The sequence below is a fragment of the Lysinibacillus sp. NPDC098008 genome (assembly GCF_044760715.1).
Taxonomy (GTDB): domain Bacteria; phylum Bacillota; class Bacilli; order Bacillales_A; family Planococcaceae; genus Lysinibacillus.
Window position 1 is genome coordinate 24,705 of the sequence record NZ_JBIWBA010000003.1, and the last position, 22,276, is coordinate 46,980.

Here is a 22,276-nt window from a genome sequence, read left to right on the forward strand (position 1 = left end):
AACAGAAACAAAGATCAGATAAAAAAGTAGAAGCATGCTAGAAATCTATTCATTATCTTGTAATAAGATTTACTCCTTTGGTATAATGGAATGAGTTTAGGGGGGCGTCACATGGAGAGCCGAATTGATCGTATAAAAAAACAGTTGCATAGTGCTAGTTACAAGCTGACGCCGCAGCGAGAGGCAACAGTTGCTGTTTTGCTTGAGCACGAAGAAGACCACCTCAGCGCTGAGGATGTTTATCTTTTAGTAAAAGAAAAAGCACCAGAAATTGGTCTAGCTACTGTTTATAGAACGTTAGAATTATTAACGGAGCTCAAAATTGTCGACAAAATCAACTTTGGCGATGGGGTATCGCGTTATGACCTACGCCAAGAGGGAGCTGCCCATTTCCACCATCATCTTGTTTGTATCGAATGTGGTGCTGTTGATGAAATTCAAGAGGATCTGCTTGAAGATGTGGAAGCCGTTGTTGAAAAACGTTGGAACTTTATTATAAAAGATCACCGACTAACTTTCCACGGTATATGCTGGCGCTGTCATGATAAAAACGACGAATCAGATGAAGAAAAATAACAAAAAGCTGTCTGTTTTAATCTTACCTATAGATTGAATCGGGCAGTTTTTTGTTATGTAAAGGCAATCATCGATTTTTAGCGATAATGGTTGGATAATGTCTGATTGGGGAGGCTTTCGCACATTTGTTAGAGCCGTGCTAAAATAGAGCATAATTGATCGTAAGGGGGCGTTGTGATGAATGAATTTCAATATGCAGTAGAGGATTATATCCATTTTATTCAGGTAGAGCGGCAATTATCTGTTAATACATTAGCATCCTATCGCCGAGATTTAGAAAACTATGTGCATTTTTTACAGGAAACAGAAGGGTTAGCTGATTTTAGTCGTGTAGAAAGAACGACCATCTTACGACATTTAGAGCAACTGCGAGCGCAGGGAAAAACAAGTCGGACAATTGCACGTCATATTTCTTCCATTCGTAGCTTCCATCAATTTTTACTGCGAGAAAAACGTGCAGAAACAGACCCAACCGTTCATTTAGAAATGCCAGTAATTGAACAAAAATTACCAAATGTCCTATCCATTGAGGAAATCGAGGCATTGCTAGCAGCGCCAAATCGCAGCAAGCCACAGGGCATTCGTGATTTGGCGATGCTAGAATTATTATATGGGTCAGGTATGCGAATTAGTGAGCTGATTGCATTGGATTTGGCGGATGTTCATATCACGATGGGGTTTGTGCGTGTATTTGGTAAGGGAGGCAAGGAGCGAATTATTCCTCTTGGCAAAAGTGCTCTTGCAGCCATTGATGCCTATTTAAACGGTGCTCGTGGGCAATTACAAGGAAAATACCCAAAAACAGATGCATTTTTTATTAACCAAAGGGGAAAACGTTTAACAAGACAGGGTTGTTGGAAATTAATGAAGGAGCATGCCTTAAAGGCAGGCATCAAACATGAGCTAACACCACATACATTGCGTCATTCTTTTGCCACGCATCTAGTTGAAAATGGTGCAGATTTACGAGCTGTGCAGGAGATGCTTGGTCATGCAGATATTTCCACAACACAAATTTATACACATATTAGTAAAAAAAGATTATCTGAGGTATACAAGCAATTTCATCCACGTGCGTAAAAAATCTGTTTTAGTCAGATGTCTGACCTTTATTTTTCACTTTTTTTTGGTAAAATAGAGTCAAGAGAGTAGGAGGCAATTATTATGAATAAACCGTTTAATAAAATTCATGTCGTTGTAATGGACTCGGTAGGTATTGGTGAGGCACCAGATGCTGCGAGCTTTGGGGACGTTGGTGCACATACATTGGGACACATCGCCGAAAAAATGAATGGGCTTACAATGCCAGTAATGGAGTCCTTTGGCTTAGCGAATATTGAACCATTGCAGGGCATGCAAGCAGCAAGCCAGCCAAAAGCTTATTATGGCAAAATGCAAGAAGCATCTGTTGGGAAAGATACAATGACAGGACATTGGGAAATCATGGGCTTAAATATTGATAAGCCATTTAAAGTTTATCCAGAAGGCTTCCCTGCTGAGCTAATTGCAGAATTAGAGCAACGTACAGGTCGTAAAGTATTATGCAATCAGCCAGCAAGTGGTACACAAGTAATTGAGGACTTTGGCGAGGAGCATATGGCAACAGGTGCAATTATTGTTTATACATCTGCTGACCCTGTTTTACAAATTGCTGCACATGAGGACATCGTGCCATTAGAAGAATTATATAAAATTTGTGAAATCGCACGCGAATTAACATTACAGCCTGAATATTTAGTTGGTCGTGTTATTGCACGTCCATTTGTTGGAACACCAGGTAACTTTACACGTACTGCTAATCGTCATGATTATGCATTAAAGCCTTTTGGCCGTACAACAATGAATGTGATGAAGGATGCTGGCTTCGATGTTATTGCGATTGGAAAAATCTCTGATATTTTCAATGGCGAGGGTGTAACAGATGCGGTACGAACAAAAAATAATATGGATGGTATGGACAAATTTGCTGAAGTTGTACGTCGTGATTTCCGTGGTATGAGCTTCTTAAATTTAGTGGACTTTGATGCTAATTTTGGTCATCGCCGTGATCCATTAGGCTATGGACAGGCATTGCAGGAGTTTGATGCACGTTTACCAGAAATTATCGAGGCAATGTCAGAGGATGATTTATTGATGATTACAGCAGACCATGGCAATGACCCAACCTTCCACGGCACAGATCACACACGTGAATATGTACCGTTAATTGTTTACTCTCCACGTTTTAATGGTGGAGCTGAGCTTGCACTTCGTGAAACTTTTGCAGATATTGCAGCCACGATTGCTGAAAACTTCCAAGTGGAGGCACCACCATTCGGCACAAGTTTCTTAGGCGATTTAAAATAAGGAGGATTTCCCAATGAATATGCTACAGTTGTTTGAAAAGAAAAAACAAGGATTAGAGCTATCTCAAGCTGAAATTCAGTATTTTGTTGAAGGCTATACTACAGGTTCAATTCCAGATTATCAAGTAAGCTCGCTTTTAATGGCAATCCGTTTATTAGGCATGTCTGATGATGAAACATTTTATTTAACAAAGGCAATGATTGAATCAGGTGATGTCATTGATTTATCGTCGATTGAAGGCTTTAAAATTGATAAACATTCAACAGGTGGTGTCGGTGATAAAGTGACACTAATCGTTACACCAATTATTGCTGCCTTAGGAATTCCAGTAGCTAAATTTAGTGGGAAAGGGTTAGGCATTACAGGTGGAACAATTGATAAGCTAGAGTCGATTGAAGGCTTGAAAACAGAGCTTTCATCACAAGAATTTATTGATAATGTCAATAAGCATAAAATTGCGGTTGCTGGACAAACAGGTAATCTTGTGCCAGCCGACAAAAAATTATATGCATTGCGTGATGTAACAGGTACTGTTGACTCCATTCCATTAATTGCGGCATCCATTATGAGTAAAAAAATCGCCAGTGGAGCTGATGGCATTGTACTAGATGTTAAATGTGGCTCAGGTGCATTTATGAAAACAGGGCAGGATGCACAGCTTTTAGCAGATACAATGACAGCTATCGGGGAAAAGCTTGGCCGTAAAGTCGTTGCCCATATTAGTGATATGGATAATCCACTAGGGAAAATGATTGGCAATAAGCTTGAAGTAGTGGAGGCCTATGCTTTATTAAATGGACGTATGGAAGAAACACATGAAGATTTGCTGGATGAATGTGTTGTGATTGCCTCCTTAATGTATCAAGTGGCCGCTGGAGTGGATGAGGCAGAAGCTACAGCAGCAGTTAAGCGCGTGTTAGCAGATGGTTCTGCAGCCGCAAAATTTGAAGAATTTATTGTGGCTCAAGGTGGCGTAATCGCTGACATCGTACAAAAGGACACGGCTTATAAAGCAGCGGTAACAGCATCAGCAGCAGGTACGGTGGAAACCATTAATGCGTTATTAATTGGAGAAGCAAGTGTTAGCCTAGGTGCGGGACGTGTAACAAAGGAATCAGCACTTGATTACGATGCAGGCATTCAATTGATCGCGAAAAAAGGTGATCCTATTACCAGCGGTGATACAATCGCTTATTTATATTCAAACAATCCAATTGATGATGAAACTGTAAGTAAAGTGCAAAAAGCTTATACAATTGCATAGCAATATTTAGCGAGGACGCTCATGTTAAAAGCGCCCTCGCTTTTTTATTGGATAGAATGTTGAAAGTGACGGATAGAATACCACGATGCAAGGAAATTTAGCAGCTTTAATGCATGAAGCGCGTTTAGAAAATGCTACTTTATCCCATACTGCATATAAACCTAAAAAGCTATAAGTATGTCGATTTGACACTATTTCGGAAGACTTTGCACTAGTTCTGTCAGGCGCAAGGATTCACCACGTTGCATGTGGAATTGCACGAAGGAGGAGGCGATGTTCATGCATTTTCAATTAGAGATGGTGACAAGGGAAACAGTTGTTATACGTTTATTTGGGGAGCTCGACCATCATGCAGTAGAGCAAATTCGAGCGAAAATTTCAGCAGCCATTTTTCAGGGCACTGTGACAACAATTATTTGGAATTTAGAAGGGTTGTCCTTTATGGATAGCTCGGGTGTTGGCTTAGTGCTTGGACGAATGCGTGAGTTAGAGGCAGTTGCTGGGCGAACGATTTTATTGAATCCATCGCCAACCATGCGAAAGGTGTTTCAATTTTCAGGACTAGGCCCATGGATGATGGATGGAACAGAAGAACAAGCGATTGATCGAGTAAGGGGGATTGTAAATGGATAACGAAATGACATTAACTTTTTTAGCACTAAGTGAAAATGAAGCTTTAGCACGTGTAGCTGTGACAGGCTTTATTGCACAATTAGACCCAACTATTGATGAGCTATCTGAATTTAAAACAGTTGTTTCAGAAGCTGTTTCCAATGCCATTATTCATGGCTATGAAGAGAATGGCAAAGGTGTTGTGACGGTTCATGCAAAACGTGAGAATGATATTGTTACAGTGTCTGTGATGGATAAAGGCGTTGGGATTGAGGATGTTAGTCGAGCGATGGAGCCGTTATTTACAACGAAAAGTATGATGGAGCGTTCAGGAATGGGCTTTACCATTATGGATAGCTTCTCGGATCAGTTGACAGTTATCTCTAAATGGCAAGAAGGAACAACTGTAACGTTTACGAAGAAATTTCACACAGTGCGCACAGCGGTAATGTGAGGGTAGCATCGTGAAGCCGTTAGAACAGTCGTCCGATAAGCTATTGTCGCAGGAGGAAATGCGTGATTTAATTGCACGCGCACAACAGGGCGATCATGAGGCTCGTAAACGAATGGTAGAAGGGAATACGAGGCTTGTGTGGTCCATTGTTCAACGTTTTACAACAAGAGGTGTTGAGCTTGAGGATTTATTTCAGATTGGCTGCATAGGGCTTATGAAATCTGTCGATAAATTTGATTTAACCTATGATGTAAAATTTTCTACCTATGCAGTGCCAATGATTATTGGTGAGATTCAACGCTTTTTAAGGGATGACGGTATGGTGAAGGTTAGTCGCTCTATTCGTGAGCTGAACTTTAAAATCCGACATGCTACAGATGAATTTATTAAAAAAAATGAGCATCCACCAACCATTCAAGAGTTGGCGCAAGTGCTCGACGTGACAGCTGAGGAAATTGTGACAGCTTCAGATGCGTTAAGGGATCCTGCCTCTTTACATGAGCAATTATATGAAAGCGAAGGGGATTCCATTACCTTAATGGATCAAATGAAGGATGAAAAATCTGAGCAACCCTTTGACTATATTCCGTTAAAAGAAGTGCTGACAAGACTTGAACCAAGAGAGCAGTCTATTATTTATTTACGTTATTTTTCAGATTGTACACAAACGGAAATTGCCAATAGGCTTGGGATATCACAGGTGCAAGTTTCACGATTAGAGAAAAAAATTCTTGCACAGCTAAAAAGCTGGATGGCAACAAGTGCCACGGTGGAGCAAGAAGCAGTAAACAAAGACATCTAAGAAAATGGTGACAGCATGACAAATAAATTATTTAACAGCTTAGAAGAAGCCGAAGAGTTTTTAAAAGAGCAGTTTGGGGACGGCGAATCGTTTGACGTTGGCATCAAACACTTATTTGTCAAAGATTTGCCTGTTCTTTGTGCATATATTAGTGGGCTTGTGGATAGTGAAACGTTAACACAATTACTCTCTAGTATGCTGCCAGATGAGGATTATGAAATTGATGTAGAGGATGAAAAGACGTATTTTGAGTCCTATTTTAATTTTCATGGTCGCTCAGAGGAAACTGAACGCAAAGCATATTTATTAGCGATTTTAAGTGGACAAGTAACCTTTATTACAAAAAGTGGCTATTGTTACGTTGCTGAGCTAAGGGACTATCCAGGGCGTTCCCCAGAGGAGCCTGATAATGAAAAGGTTATACGTGGTTCGAGGGATGGTTTTACAGAAGGCATTTCTCAAAATACAGCTTTAATACGTAGACGAATTCGCAATAGTAATTTACGATTCGAGCTACATAAAATATCCAAAATTGGTCAAACGGATGTTGCCATCGCATATATGAAGGATATTGCTAATGAAGATATGCTTGAAAAATTACGACAGCGTCTTGAACAGATTCATCATGATGGTTTGACAATGGCGGATAAATCACTAGAAGAATGGCTTTTTAAACAAAAGTTTCATCCCGTACCATTTGTGCGCTATACAGAGCGTCCTGATATTGCAGCGGCTCATTTACTTGAGGGGCATATCGCGATTATAGTCGATACTTCGCCATCTGTTATTCTTGTCCCTGCAACAATTTTTCATTTATTACAGCATGCAGAGGAATATAGACAAGCACCCACTGTAGGAACGTTTGTACGTTTTATGCGCTACTTTGGCTCTATTATGGGACTGCTATTATTGCCGCTATGGTATATGTTTGTAACAAATGAATCATTGCTGCCTGATGCCCTCTCCTTTTTAGGAGCGGAGGAGAAATCACATGTTCCGTTATTATTGCAAATACTGATCGCCGATATAGGGATTGAATTTTTAAGGATGGCTGCCATTCATACACCATCACCATTATCAACAGCAATGGGCTTAGTTGCAGGGGTTATTATTGGGCAAATTGCTATTGATGTCGGCTTATTTTCAGCAGAGGTTGTGTTATATACCGCTGTTGCAGCGATTTTAATCTTTATTATTCCATCTTATGAGCTCAGTATTTCCATTAAAATTTTTAGACTGCTGCTCTTACTTATGACAGGTATTTGGGGTGTCAATGGATTATTTATCGGGCTCTTTTTATTGTTTACGTATTTATGTTCATTGCGACCAATGCAGGCTCCCTATTTATGGCCGCTTGTGCCATTTTTCCCAAAAGCGATGTTACGTGTGCTCATTCGTTTCCCAATGACGGAGGACGCATTAAGACCTTATGTAGTCGCTTCCAAGCAGCGAAAAAGATCATAGAAGCCGTTGCGCTCGTTTTTTTCATGTGATAAAGTTCACGTATAGTATTTTGTGATTTTTGCAAAAATTATTGTTATTCATATGAATCCATTGATTTCATTGTAAAAATAACAAAGTGGCACGACATGAAAAAGGAGAGATGCATATGCATTTATATGGAACACAAGCGATTTCTGAAGAGGGTCATTTAACAATTGGACAGGTAGATACACTAGAGCTTGCAAAAGAGTATGGTACACCATTATTTGTGTATGATACAGCACTTATTCGTAAACGTGCACGCAGCTTTATTGATACATTTAACAAGCTAGGCGTAAAAGCAGAGGTAGCTTATGCTTCAAAGGCATTTGCATGTGTAGCAGTATACCAATTAGCAGCAGAAGAAAATTTATCATTGGATGTTGTATCAGGCGGGGAGCTATTTACAGCATTAAAGGCAGGCTTCCCAGTTGAACGCATTCATTTCCATGGTAATAATAAAAGCATTGCTGAACTAGAGCAAGCTTTTGATGCTAATATTGGTTGTATTGTTGTTGATAATTTCTATGAAATAGAGCTTTTAAAAGAAATTTCAGAGCGTCGTCAACAAAAAATGCGTATTTTACTACGTGTGACGCCGGGTGTTGAAGCACATACACATGATTTTATTACAACAGGTCAAGCAGATTCTAAGTTTGGCTTTGATTTAAACAATGGGCAAGCAGATGAGGCTTTCCAACAAACATTCAACCATGAATTTCTAGAGCTACTAGGCTTACATTGTCATATTGGCTCACAAATTTTTGACACGGCTGGCTTTGCATTAGCGGGAGAAAAATTAATTGATAAAATTTCTGATTGGCATAAGGCTCACGAATTTACATGTACTGTGTTAAACTTAGGTGGGGGCTTTGGTATTCGTTATACTGAAGAAGATGCACCGCTTGAACCACAAGTATATGTTGAGGATATGATTACAGTTGTAAAAAATAAAGCAACGGTACTTGGACTGACAATGCCAGAAATTTGGATTGAACCAGGTCGATCACTTGTTGGTGATGCAGGTACATCTCTTTACACAATCGGTTCACAGAAAACAGTGCCAGATGTACGAAAATATATTGCTGTTGATGGTGGTATGAGCGATAATATTCGCCCAGCACTATACGATGCGAAGTATGAGGCGGTTATTGCCAATAAAGCCAATGCATCGAAAGACGAAATCTATACAATTGCTGGTAAGTTATGTGAATCTGGCGATAAATTAATTATTGATGCGAAGCTACAGGAGGCAGCATCAGGCGATGTTTTAGCGATTTTCTGTACAGGTGCATATGGCTACTCAATGGCTAGCAACTATAATCGTGTGCCACGACCTGCTATTGTCTTTGTAGAAGATGGACAGCATCAACTAGCAGTTCGCCGTGAAAGTTATGAAGATATTGTGCAAAACGATCTCCCGCTAACGTTAAAAAAGGGTGAGTAAATTTGAGAAAGAATAAATGGGTACTATTAGCGTCCATTTCAGTTTTTATTTTATTGTGGGGCGTTGTCTATTGGGTGTTGGCGTCTAAAGGTATTCTCGGACCTGGTTCGTAAGACAGAAATTGGCTTGCGGTAAAAGTACAAATCGTGTAGGATAGTCAAAGATTATGTACAGCTAGAAAAAGAGGGAATAGACAAATATGTTAATTCGATATAAAAAAGCGTTAGAGAAAATAGCGATGGGGCTACTTTCGTTTATGCCTAACGAAAAAGACGTAAAAAAGCTTACAGAAACAATCCACTCTTATGAAAATGATGATCATTGGGTTTTATATTTATGGAAAAAGGATGAGGAATATATTGGTATTGTTGGGCTTGTCACAGATGAAGAGAACAATGCTACTATCCAACATGTATCCGTTGTCCCTTCTTATCGGGGCGAGGGCGTTGCGAAAGAAATGCTTCAGGAAGTGGCTGAGCTTGGCCGATATAAAAGCGTGCGTGCAACAGATGAAACACGTACATTTGTGCAAAAGTGTATCAATTGTATAGATGAAAAAGCAGACGACTAAGTGCGTCTGCTTTTTCTTTGTTTGCTTTCTTGTCGCTCTGCAAGAATATGTGAACGATCTCGTAGCATATGTTTATGAAGAAGATAGTTTGAGTTTGTTGAGGGCAACTGTTGTATACGTGCAACCGCTAATTGTTGTAAGCTAGGTGACAGCGGTAGCTGGAATGCTTGAAAGGATTGCCCCATCGTAATAGCGGAAATCGTCTTAGCTACCTGTGTGATGAGCTGCTGATAGTCAACTTCATGGAAAAAAATATGCCCTTTATTATGCTGAAAATTCACGAGTGCCTTTGTTAAAATTCGTTTTGCACCAGTATGATTTCCACGTCGCCAATGATAGAAGCCTGTTGCAAGCTGGACATAGCCGACAAGAGGATGCATTTTATCACCGGGAGCAATTTCCTTCCAGTATTCCTCTAGCACCTCATGGCACTCAAAAAAATCGTGATTGCCATTGAAATAGGCACAGTAATCAATAAATAAAGTATGATGCTGTGGATGCATTTTAAACTCCTTTCCACTATACTAAAAGAACAGAAAATCTCAGGGTGGTAAAATCATGTCTTATGAAGTAAAATTAGATGCCTTTTCAGGGCCTCTTGATTTATTATTGCATTTAATTCACAGATTGGAAATTGATATCTATGATATTCCAATGGCTGAAATTACACAACAATATATTGACCATATACATGCTATGCAAGTTTTGGAATTAAATGAAGCAAGTGAATATTTAGTAATGGCAGCAACTTTATTGGCCATTAAAAGCCGTATGCTATTGCCGATTCATGAGGGCGAAATGGAGGATGCCGAGTTAGAAGTTGACGAGCCGGACCCGCGTGAGGAACTTGTCCAACGATTAATTGAATATAAAAAATATAAGGAAGCAGCCCATCAATTACAGGAGCTTGAAACAGATAGAGCGCAAGTATTTACAAGGCCACCAGCTGATTTAACAGGCTTAGCCTCAGATGAACAAATGGCTTTGTTTGATTTAAACGTGAATATTTATGATATGCTTGGTGCATTTCAAAAATTAATGCGCCGAAAAAAATTAAAGAAGCCGCTGAAAACAACCGTAGCGAGGCAGGAACGTTCTGTCAAAGATCAAATGCGTTCCGTTGTCGATTCTTTACGGTTAACAGGTGGACGTGCATCATTTTTCGAGCTTTTTCCCTATGAAGATAAACCAACACTTATTCTGACGTTTGTATCACTTCTTGAACTAATGAAACGTCAGGTCGTCATCGTAGAGCAAGCTGGTAACTTTGAAGATTTAACAGTTACCTTACAGAAGGAGGAATGGGAAGATGACGAAAACATTGATGTTACAGAGTAAAATTGAAGCTTTATTATTTGTTGTTGGCGATGATGGCTTAACAATTAAACAATTATCACAGCTTTTAGGAGAACAAGAGGAAGCTATTACACAGGCAGTAGCTGCATTAAAAAAAGCATACGAAGAGGATTTAACAAGAGGCATTACAGTAAAAGAAATAGCAGGGGTATATCAGCTTATTACAAAATTAGAGTTTGCGGATACAATTCAACGGTTAGTAGAAAATCCAACTGCCCAATCATTATCCCAAGCCTCACTTGAGGTATTGGCAATCGTTGCCTATAAACAGCCCATTACCCGTGTGGCAATTGAAGATTTACGCGGTGTCAAATGTGAGCGACCAATTCAAACATTAGTGTCACGAGGTCTTATTAAAGAGGTTGGGCGTTCAGAGGGAACTGGACGTGCTATTCTGTATGGTACAACAAAAGAGTTTTTACATTACTTTGGTTTAAATAGCTTAGAGGAAATGCCGCCTTTACCTGAGGAGGAATTTGCTGACGCAGAGCAAGAAACAGATTTATTTATGACGAAATTCCAAGAAACATTTAGCGATGCAAAATAATTGGCATCATCTATCTAATCTTAGTAAATAAGGAGTGGCTCGTTGCTTCGGTTTGTTCGTTTAATGATTATTATGACCCTTGTGTTAATGGTAATACTGCCGCAAACTAGCTTGGCAAGAGGAGGAAGCGGCTATGCTGTGTTAGATGGAGATACAGGGCGTGTCTTGCTAGCATCCAATAGCGATGCACGGCTGCCTATTGCAAGCTTAACCAAAATCTGGACAGCACTTGTCGTCATTGAAAATAGCAATCTACAGGATGAGGTTGTAATATCGCCAAAGGCTGCCATGGCTGAAGGAAGCTCTATCTATTTACAGGCTGGTGAAACAGTCACAGTGGAAACACTGTTATATGGTTTAATGCTGCGCTCAGGCAATGATGCTGCAACTGCTTTGGCAGAGCATGTAGGAGGCTCTGTGGAGGGCTTTGTAAAATTAATGAATGAAAGAGCAGTGATTGCAGGGCTAACGAATACCGTTTTTATGAATCCTTCTGGTTTACACCATGATGAGCATTTATCCTCAGCAAGAGATACCGCAGAGATGTTAAGAATTGCTTTGCAAAATAAAACCTTTGAAAAAATAGCCTCGACAGTGCTTTATCGTGCAGATACGGTCAATGGTATGCTGTGGGAAAATAAACATCGCTTATTAAGAGAAGGCTCAGGAGCAGTTGCAGAGAAGGAAGATGAAGCGGAGCAGCCCGTCAGCTCTTTAAAGTCGGCTACAGGTATGGCCTTTGCTGGCAAAACAGGCTTTACAAAGGTTGCAGGACGCACGCTCGCAACAGCCTTTCAAAAGGACGGTCAAATATGTATTGTCGTAACATTAAATGAATCAGATGATTGGAATGTCCATCGGGGACTAGCCAATAAAGTTTGGCAAGATTATAGCCTTGAAACAGTTGTCAAAAAGGGCAAATATAACGTTAATAAAAAAGTAGCAATTCGTTTAGAGCAGCCAATTCGTTTACAATTAAATAAAGAAGAAAAAGAAAAGGTACGGCAAGTTTTACATGTGTCAAGAAAGCGCCAAGAAGCCGTATTATCTATCTTCTTAGGAGAAGAGCGTATTTATGCAATACCAGTAAAGGTTGAATCAGCGGATCGTTAAAAACGGTACGCTGATTTTTTTATGTCTGCAATAGCTAACATGAAAACGATTCACTTGTTAGAAAAAGGCACATACTAAATGGGAAGTTATCGTGAATTTATGAATAAAAAAGTATTGCGAATACTCTAAAAAACAAATATGAAATTTGTTTTTCTTTAATAATGCCCGAAAGTATGACATAATTTTCACAGATTAGCGGGAATCATATTCCGATTCATTTGAACGAGATGAACTATTAATAGGATGAATGTGAAAGAAAACTAGAGGTGAAAAAATGGAAAGATTACAAAAGGTTATTGCCTATGCAGGTGTTGCTTCAAGGCGAAAAGCAGAGCAATTAATTGTAGAGGGGAAGGTAAAGGTTAACGGTGTAGTAGTGCGTGAGCTAGGCACAAAGGTATCGAATTCGGACACAATTGAAGTGGAAGGCGTAAAGCTTGAAAAAGAGGATAAGGTTTATTACTTACTATATAAACCGCGCGGAACAATTTCAGCGGTAACAGATGATAAGGGACGCAAAACTGTCACAGATTTATTCCGCCATATTCCGCAACGTATTTTCCCAGTTGGTCGTCTTGACTACGATACATCGGGCTTATTGCTATTGACGAATGATGGTGAATTTTCTTATATGCTGACACATCCAAAGTTTAAAATTGATAAAACATATATTGCGCGTGTGAAAGGTGTGCCAACGATTGAAGGGCTAAAAAAGCTTCAACGAGGCATTAAATTAGAGGATGGCAAGACAGCGCCAGCCAAAGTGAGTATGACATCTTTTGATGAAAAAGCTGGCAAGGCTATTTGTGAAATTACCATTCATGAAGGACGAAATCGACAAGTTCGTCGTATGTTTGAGGCAATTGGTACGCCTGTTGTCAAGTTAAAACGTGAGCGTTTTGCATTTTTAGATTTATACGGTCTTGCACCAGGTGAATATCGAGAGCTAACAAAGCATGAGGTGAAACAACTGCGCGTATTAGCTGAAACAGGAAAGCTTGATTAAGCGAACATTGCCAATAGAATGTGAGGATACTGTGAAGTTTTCACCTTCTTTGTGGTGAAAACGTTCATAAATCATTCATAAATAATCGCTAAGTGTTTTTATAGCATTTTGCTATAATTAAGTGGGAATAGTACATTTACATTACATCCTATTTTATCTTGGTTCAGCAATTTTTTTGTATCTCTGTTCAGAGGGTGTCTAAACGCCCATTGAACCAAGATAAAAGCCTTGGCGGATGTACCTGACGCTAGCGCTTTAGCGTGTATAAAGACGTATATAAAATAAAAAAGTTCGATAACGTCTTTATTGAAAATAGGCAATAGGAGGTTTAGTAGCTTGGAAAAAAAGAAAAAACGCCTTGTACTACGCACGGTTATTTTAACAGTTTTAGCATTAGCTATTGGGTACACGGTTTATGGAACAGCAACAAAAGAAAAAGTAGAATTAGTGAAGGTTGGCTCTGAAGCGCCAGATTTCACATTAGTGGATTTAAACGGTGAGAAGCATAAATTGTCGGATTATAAAGGACAAGGAGTATTTTTAAACTTCTGGGGAACTTGGTGTAAGCCTTGTGAAAAAGAAATGCCTGCGATGGACAACCAATATCAAGTGTATAAAGATAACGGTGTTCAAACATTAGCAGTCAATATTGCACAAACAGATTTTGAAGTGCAAAACTTTGTAGATCGCCATAAATTATCATTCCCAGTCGTGATTGATAAAACAAAAAGTGTAATGACTGCATACAATGTTGGGCAATTACCTGCTACTGTATTAATTGATCCAGATGGTAAAGTTGCAAAAATTATTACAGGTGAAATGACAGAGGAGAATATTGCTTCGTTCATGGAATCAGTGAAACCAAAGTAAGGAGTAAATGACAATGGAAAAAATCATTTGTGCTTGTGGTCACAGTAATCCATATGGCACGAAGCTCTGTGAAAAATGTGGTCGTCCCTTAACAGAAGAAGAACAGCAAAATAAAGTTGTCGATATGCGCTATGACGGTATGGCGATTCGTTCAAAAACGTATAACAAATCAATTGTTGATAAAATTTGGAATTTCTTTTCAAGTGTTAAAGTAGGGATAACCTTAATTATTATCACATTAATTGCTGCTTCAATCGGAACGATGCTACCACAAGAGTTTTACGTAAAAGCGTCTGATATGGAGAAAGGTGCTTATTACGAAGAGGTATATGGTGTATTTGGTAAAATTTATTACACATTAGGGCTTGCCGATTTATATAGCTCATGGTGGTTCCAAATTCTAGTTGGTATGCTAGCTGTATCAATTATTGTAGCAAGTCTTGACCGAGGCATACCGCTTCATAAATCATTAAAGAATCAACGTGTGAAAAGACATGAAAGCTTTATGAAGCGTCAGCGCATTGTTGCCGAAGGGCAGGTAACAGCAGATGCAGAAGAAACGCTTAATAAAGTGGCGCAAAAAATGTCGGAGATGAAATACTCTGTTCGTCGAGATGGTAGCGCTCTCTTAGCTGAGAAAGGACGTTTTTCTCGTTACGGTCCGTACATAAACCATGTCGGCCTTATTATCTTTTTAGGCGGGGTCATGCTACGTCTTGTCCCTGGTTTCTATGTGGATGAATCCATCTGGGTGCGCGAAGGTGAAACACGTGCGATTACTGGAATGGATGGCTATTTTATTGAAAATCGTGATTTTATTTTAGAAACGCATGATGATGAGCCGCAAGGAGAACAGGTTAAACAAAATGTAAATGTTGTAGCGAAAAACTTCCAAACAGATGTTACGCTGTACAAGCAGCCAAAAGATGCATTACCGGGCGATACGGAAAACTTAGAAAAAGTGAAAGACTATTCGATTCGCGTCAATCATCCTTTAAAGGAAGATGGCTATGCTCTTTATCAAATGGATTATCGTTTGAATGAATTAAAGCAAATGAATTTTGAATTAGTGCATAAAACAACAGAAGAATCACTTGGTAGAATAGAAATTGATTTAACAAATCCTAAAAAAGAATATGATTTAGGCAACGGCTCTTCTGTGCAGATTCTTGTTTATACGCCAGATTTTGATGGCTTTGAGAATGGTGAGCCACGAACAAAAACGTCTGTGCCAAATAATCCAGCATTTTTATTTAAAATGACAACACCTGAAACGCCAGAGGGTGAAGTAAGCTTTGTTGAAATTATGCAGCCACCTTTAGAGCCACTTGGTGAAAATCAATATCGCATGAAATTTGCTGGAGCAGAAATGCGTGATATGTCAGGTATTACGGTACGTAAAGATCGAACAATTCCTATTTTATTTGTTGGTGGTGTGATCTTTATGCTTGGTGTAGCTATTGGATCATACTGGAATCATCGTCGTTTATGGCTTCAAGTGGAACCAGATGGTCGTGTATTAATGGCTGCCCATGTTAATAAAAACATGTTTAGCATGAAAAAGGACTTAGATGCTGTGACAGCATTTGCTGCATTGCCGTCATATAAAGATCAATTAGAAAATGATGAGGATAGCGAAGAGTCCGCAAATAGTGGTATTAAAGAAAAGGAAGGTGACAACACCTGATGAGTTTGATTGATATAAGTGGTAACCTATTATATATAGCATTCGTTGCTTATTTAATTGCAACATTGCTATTTGGTGGGTCCATTAAACAAGCGAACGCTACTGGTAAGAACACTGGCAAATGGGGCAAGCTTGCTATTGGCGCAACCATTATTGGGTTCTTATCACAGCTTGGCTATTTTATTACCCGTTGGATTTATACAGGCCATGCACCAGTAAGTAATATGTTTGAGTTTACAACTGCCTTTGGTATGTTTATTATTGGTGCATTTATTTTAATTTACTTTATTTATCGTGTAACAGCACTTGGACTAGTTGCATTGCCAATAGCGCTATTAATTATTGCCTATGCAGCAATGTTCCCAAAAGAAGTAAGTCCATTAGTGCCTTCATTACAAAGTCATTGGTTAACGATTCACGTTATTACAGCAGCATTAGGGCAGTCTATTTTAGCGATCAGTGCTGTGGCAGGGCTTATCTATTTATTAAAAGTAGTAGATGTTAAAAAGCCTTCGAAAGAGCGTTTTTGGTTAGAGGCGGTAATGTATACACTTGTTGTAGTGATTGGCTTTGTAATTGTAACGACTACATTTAATGCAATGGATTATGAATCTAGCTACACATATGTTGATAAAGAGGGTGCATCCCATAAAATCACCTATAATATGCCGCCAATTTTTGGGATGCATGAATATGAAGCAATTGAAGAGCATGGTATGTCACCTATCGTTGAAATGCCAGCACTTATTAATGCGAAAAAATTAACAACGGTTGTTTGGTCATTAATCGTAGGTTCTATTTTATATGGATTGATTCGCTTAATCGCACGTCGTCGTATTAGTGCCATTTTCCAACCATTTGTGAAGCGCGTAAATTTACAATTACTTGATGAAATCGGCTATCGTTCAGTGCTTATTGGCTTCCCATTATTCTCTCTAGGTGCTTTAATCTTTGCGATGATCTGGGCACAAATTGCTTGGAGTCGTTTCTGGGGATGGGACCCAAAAGAGGTATGGGCACTTATTACATGGTTATTTTATGCGGCGTTCCTACATTTACGTCTATCAAAAGGCTGGGAAGGTCGAAAATCTGCTTGGCTAGCATTAATTGGTTTCGGTATTATTTTATTTAACCTAATTGCTGTGAACTTAATTCTTGCAGGTTTACACTCCTACGCATAATTTGTGACATAATAAGCCTTTTCGCGACAGCGAAAAGGCTTTCTTTTCTTTTCAATATGTGTCACACCATGTACAATAGAAGATAGAGAAAGATTAGAAGAGAGGGATCGTGAAAGTGTCAGAAAATATTTCAGTATTAGTAGTAGACGACGAGGATCGTATTCGCCGCTTATTAAAAATGTATTTAGAGCGAGAAGGATACCTTGTTGACGAGGCAGAAAATGGTGAACAAGCGATCGAAAAATCTTTAGAAAAAGAGTATCACTGTATTTTACTTGATATTATGATGCCTGAAAAAGATGGGCTGGAAGTGTGTGCGGAAATTCGAGAACGAGCAACAACGCCGATTATTTTATTAACTGCAAAAGGTGAGGAAGCGAATCGTGTACAAGGCTTTGAGCTTGGCGCAGATGATTATATTGTAAAACCATTTAGTCCTCGTGAGGTTGTGTTACGCGTGAAGGCTATTTTACGCCGCTCACAAGCTTTTTCACCAACGACAAATGCATCTTCCTCAAAGGATTTAGTGGTGTTCCAGCATCTAATGATTGACCATGATGCACATCGTGTCACAGCAGAGGGCATTGAGGTGAATTTAACACCAAAGGAATATGAATTACTATACTTCTTAGCAAAATCGCCAGACAAAGTATTTGACCGTGAACAATTACTAAAAGAGGTTTGGCATTATGATTTCTTTGGGGACTTACGTACAGTCGACACGCATGTTAAACGCTTACGTGAAAAGCTTAATCGTGTGTCAGAAAACGCTGCCAAGATGATTGTGACGGTTTGGGGCGTTGGCTACAAGTTTGAGGTTGTCAATGAATAGAATATGGAATAGTGTTGTCGGGAAGCTATGGGTAACCATATTGCTTCTCGTTTCATTTGTATTATTTGTTTTCACGGTATTAATGCTTGAATTTCTTCAAAATTATCATATGCAGCAAGCGGAAATGTCTTTACGTCAAACGGCTGCAACTGTCGCAAGTATTGTAGATGATAATGAAACGACCGAATCTACCTCAGCATTGCTAAAGGATATTTTGCCAACAGGAACAAATGCGCTTATTGCTATTCGTGATAATGAGGTATCGTTCGCGATGCAGGAGGGCGTCAATAAAAAAGAAATACAAGATACAATTTTAGCGAATCGATCATTTCATGAAATTTTCCAATCAGATAAACCGATTATCAAGGAAATGATGATGCCATCCTCTACTGATCAAGAAAAAATGGAATCCTATGTTGTGCTTGGCTTTCCATTAAATGTGGAGAATGCTGTACATGGTGCTGTTTTTATTTATCAAAGCCCAGATGCATTACATAAAACATCCAAAGAAACAACGAAAATTGTCTTTTTAGCTGCTTTTATTGCATTTGTTTTAACGACATTTTTTGCATTTTTCCTATCCTCACGTATTACCTCACCGCTTAGAAAAATGCGAGAGCTAGCATTTGAAATTGCTAAGGGGAATTTTGAGGCGAAAATGCCAACAGCCCAGAATGATGAAATTGGTCAGCTTGCAGTTGCCTTCAATCAAATGGGGCGTCAATTAAAGCATAATTTAGAGGTTATTAATCAGGAAAATGAACAATTATCGAATATTTTAACATCGATGACAGATGCAGTCATTACCTTTAATCGTGACCGTACAATTCTGCTAAGCAACCCACCAGCAGAGCGTTTAATGCAAAAGTGGTTTGTCAATAAAGGCTCACAAAGCGCAAAACCGATTCCACCTGAGCTTTATCATATGCTTGACCATGTGTTAATGTTTGAGGATAAGCTAGAAGAGGAAATTGAAATGGACGGTAACTATTACACATTTACGATTAGCCCTCTTTATAGCGGTGAAATAATACGCGGAGCTGTCGCTGTTATTCGTGATATGACAGAGCAACATCGCTTAGAAAAGCTGCGCTCAGATTTTATTGCCAATGTTTCGCATGAGCTGCGTACACCTATTGCTATGCTTCAAGGCTATTCAGAAGCATTAATGGATGATGATTTTATTCAAGATCAGGAAGAGCGCAATGAAATTACAAAAATTATTTATGATGAATCAAAACGAATGGGACGTCTTGTGACCGATTTATTAGATTTAGCACGTATGGAATCAGGACATATGACGCTGTATAAAGATGAATTACCTATTAATTCTACATTCGAACGGATTACACAAAAATTTGCACAGGTAGCAAAGGAAAAGCATGTTCGTTTGATTTTTGATAGTGAATTTAATGATGATGCCATGATTAGTATAGATGAGGACCGTATTGAACAAGTGCTAACAAACTTAGTGGATAATGCACTTCGACATACAGATGAAGGAGCAGTTACTGTAAAAGTAGAGCAGGAGCCAACCTTTGCAAAAATTTCTGTGCAGGATACAGGGCATGGCATACCTCAGGAAGATTTACCTTATGTTTTTGAACGATTTTATAAGGCGGATAAGGCACGTACTCGCTCTAAAGGTGGTACAGGGCTTGGCTTAGCCATTGCTCGAAATATTGTCAAGGCACATTCTGGCAATATTATGGTAGACAGCGTGCTGAAAGAAGGCACAACCTTTACGTTTTATTTACCGTTCGAATAATAACAGCGATTGTTATGAATTGGCTGTAACTTCTATGAATGTAAGACGACAAATATTATAGAACGGGGGTGGAGTGCTTTGAATGACTCCGTGTTCCATCGACTATACGATGCATATCATCAAGACGTGTTCCAATTTCTAATATACTTAGTAAAAAACCGTACACTTGCTGAAGATTTGGCGCATGAAGTTTATGTGCGGGTATTGCGCTCATACGACCAATTTGCGGGCAATAGTAGTGAGAAAACGTGGCTTTTTGCCATTGCAAAAAATGTTGCCATTGACCATTTCCGAAAGCAAGCCGTACGCCAGAAGCATTCACTTGATTTCTTTGACTGGGAAACGGAACAACTCCATTCAACCACACCATCACCGGAGGATATGCTACAAGCCAGTGATGAGTTTTTACAGATAGAGTCAGCGCTAGAAAAATGCACTGGCGATCAAAAAATGGTGATTATTATGCGCTATTTTCAAGATTTATCAATTGCAGAAACTGCACAAATCTTAGGTTGGACAGAAGCAAAGGTAAAAACAACGCAGCATCGTGCCATTAAGTTTTTAAGACAACAGCTACAGCCGATTAAAGAACAGGAGGCGAAACGGCAATGACGCACAAGCAATTTGATGATGAGCACCTTGAACATGTATTACACAATGCCCCTAAGCTTTCTGACCACCGTTCTAAAGAGGATATATTAAATCGGTTATTGGCGGATGCCCGCTTGCAAGATAATGCTCACCTTCAAGAAGCTATACAGCAGCCATTAGAGGATGAGCAGTCTACTGCAACAACACGACCAAAGCTTCGTCAAATGCAAATTTTTATGAGTGTTGCAGCGGTTTTTGCGTTAACGATACTGGTAGGCTCACTGCTGATGAATAATAAGGCTGAACAGCAAGACCAGGCTAGCAATGTCGCAACGACACAGTATGCAGATAGTAACGCTGTAGAAGAAAGTGCTGCAAATGCAAAAGATGCCTCTACGCAAAATGATGTGCTCGAATCCAATGTTGTAAAGGAGCATGAGCGCTTTTTATCCTTACGTACATCTGTCTATGAGGATGATCTTACAGATGCTGTCGCTTTCCGTATTGGCTTGGCAGGACGTGACGCAGAAAGTGTTCCAATGACCTATGTAATTCCAAATGAGCGTGTAGCAACTGATTTTGAAGGAGAAAAGCCTTCTACCCTACAAATGTATGAAAAATACGCTCCTCAAATTGATGAGGAAGCGAAAGGCTTTACAGACTATCATCCTTATAAAGGCAAGCTTAAGGAAGAAGAGGATAAGCTTGTCCATGTAGTACCAAAGGAAAATAATTATGATGTGGCATCAGCTACTGTCAATGAATATAAAGGTACTTTGGAAGATACATTCTCCGATTCTGAATATAAGGAAGTTGAGGTTCAAAATGAAGATGGGACACCTTATGAGTTTTCCCAAGAAGGTGAACCAAGCTTGGCGATGTCCTTAACAACTGAAAAACATTATAATTATTATTTATATAAGGATGAAAATGGAGGCGAATATTTATCGCCCGATTTCCGCCAAACATTCCCAACAGTGACAGAGGCATTATTACAAATGAAAAATAAAAATAATGATGTCTATACGCCTGCGATCCCTGAAAACATTACTTATACTGTCAAAGAGGAAGCAGAGGGTGTCATTGTTACATTCGATACACCACTTGATTTAACAGCAATGGAAGCAGTTCGTGCTACACAATTAATTGAGGCAATGACGTTAACTGCTGCTAGCTTTAATCAACAGCTACGTTTGGATAATGTTATCCAGGAAAGCTGGGAGGGGTTCGATTTAACAAATTATTTGCCAAAGCCTGTAGGACCAAATAAACAGTATATGGAAGAAGAGTCAAAGAAATAAAATAAGTGTGGAGTATCCTTCTACAATGGAGGGTGCTCTATTTTTTAATACATACAAATTTAATAGGATTTTTTTGAGCAGAACTATTTACTTTTTCCTAATAATTATTTATAGTAAAGTTGTAATACAAAATAATATGATTCATCTTCGGGGCAGGGTGAAAATCCCGACCGGCGGTAATAGAGTAGTAAACCGTTAATATTTTTTATTAACTTGAGTGGTTTATGTGAAGCTCTTCAGCCCGCGACCTGTGCAAATGTTTTGCATGGCTGACTTGGTGTAATTCCAAGGCCGACAGTTAAAGTCTGGATGGGAGAAGATGGAGGTACGATCGTCATTCATTGTTATTTAACTATGGTCGAGCGCTTTTTTAGCATGCTTTTCTTAAAAGTGTTCAAAAATAGTTAATATTGACGTTTATTAGTCATGCCTTTCTCCCTTATGCTTCCGCTGCATAAGGGTTTTTTCAT

Annotated in this window: 22 protein-coding genes and 1 riboswitch; of the genes, 21 read left to right on the forward strand and 1 reads right to left on the reverse strand. The window is 39.1% G+C overall.

Translation table 11 applies throughout. The features are described from left to right. Positions 1–111 precede the first annotated feature (111 nt). The 10 genes from fur to ACIQVU_RS04900 all read left to right on the forward strand — a co-directional run bounded on the left by fur (position 112) and on the right by ACIQVU_RS04900 (position 9,554). A complete protein-coding gene (gene fur, locus ACIQVU_RS04855) occupies positions 112–576 on the forward strand; it encodes a ferric iron uptake transcriptional regulator (protein ID WP_053994113.1) in 465 nt (154 codons plus the stop codon). Positions 577–753: 177 nt separating this feature from the next. Next, positions 754–1,656, forward strand: coding sequence for a site-specific tyrosine recombinase XerD (xerD, locus tag ACIQVU_RS04860; RefSeq protein WP_340804980.1), 903 nt, complete (start codon positions 754–756; stop codon positions 1,654–1,656). A gap of 84 nt (positions 1,657–1,740) precedes the next feature. Next, positions 1,741–2,922: a phosphopentomutase gene (gene deoB, locus ACIQVU_RS04865; RefSeq protein ID WP_402894143.1), complete on the forward strand. Its 1,182-nt coding sequence runs from the start codon at positions 1,741–1,743 to the stop codon at positions 2,920–2,922. A 13-nt stretch (positions 2,923–2,935) separates the two neighbouring features. Continuing rightward, complete coding sequence (locus ACIQVU_RS04870) at positions 2,936–4,186, forward strand: thymidine phosphorylase (RefSeq protein ID WP_402894146.1); 1,251 nt, start codon at positions 2,936–2,938, stop codon at positions 4,184–4,186. 279 nt (positions 4,187–4,465) lie between these two features. Then, the gene (gene spoIIAA / locus ACIQVU_RS04875; protein WP_340804987.1) at positions 4,466–4,819 is read left to right on the forward strand and encodes an anti-sigma F factor antagonist; all 354 of its coding nucleotides are present in this window, start codon (positions 4,466–4,468) and stop codon (positions 4,817–4,819) included. After that, the gene (gene spoIIAB / locus ACIQVU_RS04880; protein WP_340804989.1) at positions 4,812–5,252 is read left to right on the forward strand and encodes an anti-sigma F factor; all 441 of its coding nucleotides are present in this window, start codon (positions 4,812–4,814) and stop codon (positions 5,250–5,252) included. Before spoIIAA ends, spoIIAB begins: the two co-directional genes overlap by 8 nt. A gap of 10 nt (positions 5,253–5,262) precedes the next feature. After that, positions 5,263–6,054 carry an RNA polymerase sporulation sigma factor SigF gene (sigF, locus tag ACIQVU_RS04885; protein ID WP_340804990.1) on the forward strand — a complete coding sequence of 264 codons (792 nt, stop codon included), beginning with the start codon at positions 5,263–5,265 and terminating at the stop codon, positions 6,052–6,054. A gap of 15 nt (positions 6,055–6,069) precedes the next feature. Continuing rightward, complete coding sequence (locus ACIQVU_RS04890; RefSeq protein ID WP_340804991.1) at positions 6,070–7,518, forward strand: spore germination protein; 1,449 nt, start codon at positions 6,070–6,072, stop codon at positions 7,516–7,518. Between the two features lie 145 nt (positions 7,519–7,663). Beyond that, positions 7,664–8,983: a diaminopimelate decarboxylase gene (gene lysA, locus ACIQVU_RS04895; protein WP_340804992.1), complete on the forward strand. Its 1,320-nt coding sequence runs from the start codon at positions 7,664–7,666 to the stop codon at positions 8,981–8,983. Positions 8,984–9,182: 199 nt separating this feature from the next. Then, a complete protein-coding gene (locus ACIQVU_RS04900; RefSeq protein ID WP_340804993.1) occupies positions 9,183–9,554 on the forward strand; it encodes a GNAT family N-acetyltransferase in 372 nt (123 codons plus the stop codon). On the opposite strand, the gene ACIQVU_RS04905 is transcribed toward ACIQVU_RS04900, so the two are convergent. Then, entirely contained in the window at positions 9,551–10,057 is a 507-nt protein-coding gene (locus ACIQVU_RS04905) for a DUF309 domain-containing protein (protein WP_402894153.1), read from the reverse strand. The two genes, ACIQVU_RS04900 and ACIQVU_RS04905, sit on opposite strands and share 4 nt — an antisense overlap. A 55-nt stretch (positions 10,058–10,112) precedes the next feature. On the opposite strand from ACIQVU_RS04905, the gene ACIQVU_RS04910 reads away from it, so the two are divergent. The 11 genes from ACIQVU_RS04910 (at position 10,113) to ACIQVU_RS04960 (ending at position 21,806) form a co-directional block, all read left to right on the forward strand. After that, positions 10,113–10,892, forward strand: a complete 780-nt coding sequence (locus ACIQVU_RS04910) for a segregation/condensation protein A (RefSeq protein WP_340804996.1) — start codon at positions 10,113–10,115, stop codon at positions 10,890–10,892. Then, positions 10,864–11,457 (forward strand): SMC-Scp complex subunit ScpB, encoded by a 594-nt coding sequence (scpB, locus tag ACIQVU_RS04915; protein ID WP_340804998.1) that lies wholly within the window; start codon positions 10,864–10,866, stop codon positions 11,455–11,457. Before ACIQVU_RS04910 ends, scpB begins: the two co-directional genes overlap by 29 nt. A gap of 42 nt (positions 11,458–11,499) precedes the next feature. Then, entirely contained in the window at positions 11,500–12,570 is a 1,071-nt protein-coding gene (locus ACIQVU_RS04920) for a D-alanyl-D-alanine carboxypeptidase family protein (protein WP_340804999.1), read from the forward strand. 274 nt (positions 12,571–12,844) lie between these two features. Continuing rightward, entirely contained in the window at positions 12,845–13,576 is a 732-nt protein-coding gene (locus tag ACIQVU_RS04925; protein ID WP_340805001.1) for a pseudouridine synthase, read from the forward strand. A 336-nt stretch (positions 13,577–13,912) separates the two neighbouring features. Continuing rightward, entirely contained in the window at positions 13,913–14,446 is a 534-nt protein-coding gene (resA, locus tag ACIQVU_RS04930) for a thiol-disulfide oxidoreductase ResA (protein WP_340805002.1), read from the forward strand. A gap of 13 nt (positions 14,447–14,459) precedes the next feature. After that, positions 14,460–16,133, forward strand: a complete 1,674-nt coding sequence (gene resB / locus ACIQVU_RS04935) for a cytochrome c biogenesis protein ResB (protein ID WP_340805003.1) — start codon at positions 14,460–14,462, stop codon at positions 16,131–16,133. Further along, a complete protein-coding gene (ccsB, locus tag ACIQVU_RS04940; RefSeq protein WP_340805004.1) occupies positions 16,133–17,314 on the forward strand; it encodes a c-type cytochrome biogenesis protein CcsB in 1,182 nt (393 codons plus the stop codon). Before resB ends, ccsB begins: the two co-directional genes overlap by 1 nt. 115 nt (positions 17,315–17,429) lie before the next feature. Further along, positions 17,430–18,146, forward strand: coding sequence for a response regulator transcription factor (locus ACIQVU_RS04945; RefSeq protein ID WP_340805005.1), 717 nt, complete (start codon positions 17,430–17,432; stop codon positions 18,144–18,146). After that, a complete protein-coding gene (locus ACIQVU_RS04950) occupies positions 18,139–19,914 on the forward strand; it encodes an ATP-binding protein (protein WP_340805007.1) in 1,776 nt (591 codons plus the stop codon). Before ACIQVU_RS04945 ends, ACIQVU_RS04950 begins: the two co-directional genes overlap by 8 nt. A 78-nt stretch (positions 19,915–19,992) precedes the next feature. Next, positions 19,993–20,526 carry an RNA polymerase sigma factor SigX gene (gene sigX, locus ACIQVU_RS04955; protein ID WP_402894161.1) on the forward strand — a complete coding sequence of 178 codons (534 nt, stop codon included), beginning with the start codon at positions 19,993–19,995 and terminating at the stop codon, positions 20,524–20,526. Beyond that, complete coding sequence (locus ACIQVU_RS04960) at positions 20,523–21,806, forward strand: RNA polymerase subunit sigma (RefSeq protein WP_340805009.1); 1,284 nt, start codon at positions 20,523–20,525, stop codon at positions 21,804–21,806. The genes sigX and ACIQVU_RS04960 overlap by 4 nt, the downstream gene beginning before the upstream one ends. Positions 21,807–21,945: 139 nt before the next feature. Beyond that, positions 21,946–22,131: riboswitch (FMN riboswitch) on the forward strand. Positions 22,132–22,276: the final 145 nt, after the last annotated feature.